The 2,148-nt window shown below is 58.7% G+C and carries 3 protein-coding genes and 1 pseudogene; all 4 read right to left on the bottom strand.

Going from position 1 to position 2,148, the window contains the following annotated elements; translation table 11 throughout:
- On the bottom strand, positions 1–521 hold a 521-nt coding region (locus B2W52_RS18810), incomplete at its 3' end, for a Plug domain-containing protein (RefSeq protein WP_286803888.1).
- A 101-nt stretch (positions 522–622) separates the two neighbouring features.
- Entirely contained in the window at positions 623–1,360 is a 738-nt protein-coding gene (locus tag B2W52_RS18805; RefSeq protein WP_014578190.1) for an LrgB family protein, read from the bottom strand.
- Positions 1,353–1,733 (bottom strand): CidA/LrgA family protein, encoded by a 381-nt coding sequence (locus tag B2W52_RS18800; RefSeq protein ID WP_092032020.1) that lies wholly within the window; start codon positions 1,731–1,733, stop codon positions 1,353–1,355. Before B2W52_RS18800 ends, B2W52_RS18805 begins: the two co-directional genes overlap by 8 nt.
- Positions 1,734–1,748: 15 nt before the next feature.
- Positions 1,749–2,148: pseudogene (locus B2W52_RS18795) on the bottom strand (bile acid:sodium symporter family protein); the annotation flags it as partial.

Raw genomic sequence — 2,148 nt, 5'->3', positions numbered from 1 at the left:
CCGCCCTGGGGCAGCTCATCACCCAACGCAGTGGAAATATCGATCACACCGCCCGCGGCATTCCCATACTGAACGGAGGCAGGCCCCCGAATGACCTCGATTCGCTGGGCGGAATCCAGATCAATGGCATCGATCTGGGACTGGCCATCGGGCAGCGTGTAGGGGATACCATCCACCTGAATCCGGATACCCCGAATACCGAAGGGCGCTCTGGCACCAAATCCGCGAGTAGACAATCTGAGATTCTGGGCGAAGTTGTAGCGGTTCTGAAAAAACAGGCCCGGAACGGTATTGAGGGATTCATCCAGTTGCAGACGCTGCTGACCCTCACGGATATCGGGTGCGTTGATGACCGAGACTGCCGCGGGCGTTTCGTACAGATCCCGAACCAGTCTTGGTGACGTTACTTGAAGCACCAGCTCCTCATCGTTGTCCAATGACGACTGTGCAATCGCCGGAAGCGAGCTCGACATCCACACCGGTGACAGAACAAGCACTGCCAGGTAGTTATTCCTGCTCAAGGGGCCTCCTCAGGGTTCGCTTATCAAGGTTTCTCTTGATAACGGGTACGCCAGCGATGGGGAAATGGAGTTATCCCATTGAATCCATCGGAAGAGCCGGCTCAGGCGGGGATCCAGGCTTCAAGCAGATCGACCAGCCAGGGCACGAGCAAGGCGGTAGCGAAGGCGGAAAGCGCCATCGCAAGCCCGGAAAAAGCACCCATCTGCGAACTTACCTGAAACGCCCGGGCGGTCCCGATACCGTGTGCTGCAACACCCATGGCAATGCCCCTGGCGGTGTCATCGCGAACCCGGATCCACTCAAAGAGCTTGGTGCCCAGAACGGCGCCGGTGATGCCCGTGATAACAACCAATACGGCAGTCAGCGACGGAAGGCCGCCAATTTTTTCGGAAATCCCCATGGCCACCGGCGCCGTTGCCGATTTCGGGGCCAGGGACATCTGGATCTCCGTAGACCCACCCAGAAGCCGGGCCAGGCCGATAGAGCTGCCTGCGGCGATGACAACGCCGCAAAAGAGCGAAATGGTCACCGGTAACCAGAGCTGTCGAAGCCTGGAAAACTGCTGGTACAGGGGAACGGCCAACGCCACCGTGGCCGGACCGAGCAGAAAGTGAACAAACTGGCCGCCTTCAAAATAATCGCTGTAGGAGGTGCCTGTCGCCAGCAGCAGAATAATAAGCATGGCGACGGACGTGACCACCGGGTTGGCCAGAGGGTTGGAGTTGGTTTTCAGATACAGCCGGTAGGCCAGGCCATAGGCCACCAGGGTGATCGTGAGCCCCAATAGCGGTGATGCGGAGAGATATACCCAGATGTCTTGCAGGCCCGGCTCATTCATCGCCGCCCTCCTTTTCAGCAAGCGGCTTGGCAAACCAGCGGGTGGTTACCTGCATGATCAGCGCGGTGGCAACCATGGTAATCACGGTACTTAACAACAGCGCCAGGGTTATTGGAAGCCACTCGTCGGCGATGCGGCCAAAATGCGCCATCATGCCCACGCCCGCCGGAACGAAAAGAAGCGAGAGATGACTGAGCAAGGCCGTGGACGCCTGATCGACAGACTCCGGCGCCTTGCCCCGTATCATCAAAGTTACGAACAGCATCACCATGCCAAGTACGGGCCCGGGGATGGGAACACCGAGCAAGCGAACTGTAATCTCCCCTATCAACTGGTAGACAAGCAGAAGGGTAATGCCGTTCAGGAACTGCATAACGCAGGACTCCAGTCAGTTTTTGCTCTGTACCGTCGAAATGGGAATGATGCTTCGACCATACATGGCGAGAACAAAGCCGATGGGGAACATCAGCACCCCGTAGACCGCAGCCGGGATCGACATGGCGCTGGATTCCAGCAGAGTCAGAGTGACCATGAGGGCAATGGTGCCGTTCTTTACACCCAGCTCCACCGCCACTGCCAGGGATTCCCGCTGGGTCAGACCCGCCATCCGGCCGGCCGCCAGGCCGAGACCAATACCGGCCAGATTCAACAGGATGGTTGCCGGCCCCGCCTGCTTCAGGAGCTCCCAGATCTGGTCGCGAACACCGTACACCAGCGCCACGATCAGCACCGCCAGCACGATACCGCCGAAGATACTCACAATGCTTTCTGCCTTGCGGGCAACCTCC

It is taken from the genome of Marinobacter sp. UBA2498 (assembly GCF_002341575.1).
Lineage (GTDB): Bacteria > Pseudomonadota > Gammaproteobacteria > Pseudomonadales > Oleiphilaceae > Marinobacter > Marinobacter manganoxydans.
Note: the sequence above shows the minus strand (reverse complement) of the source record. Positions and strands in the feature narration are given on the sequence as shown.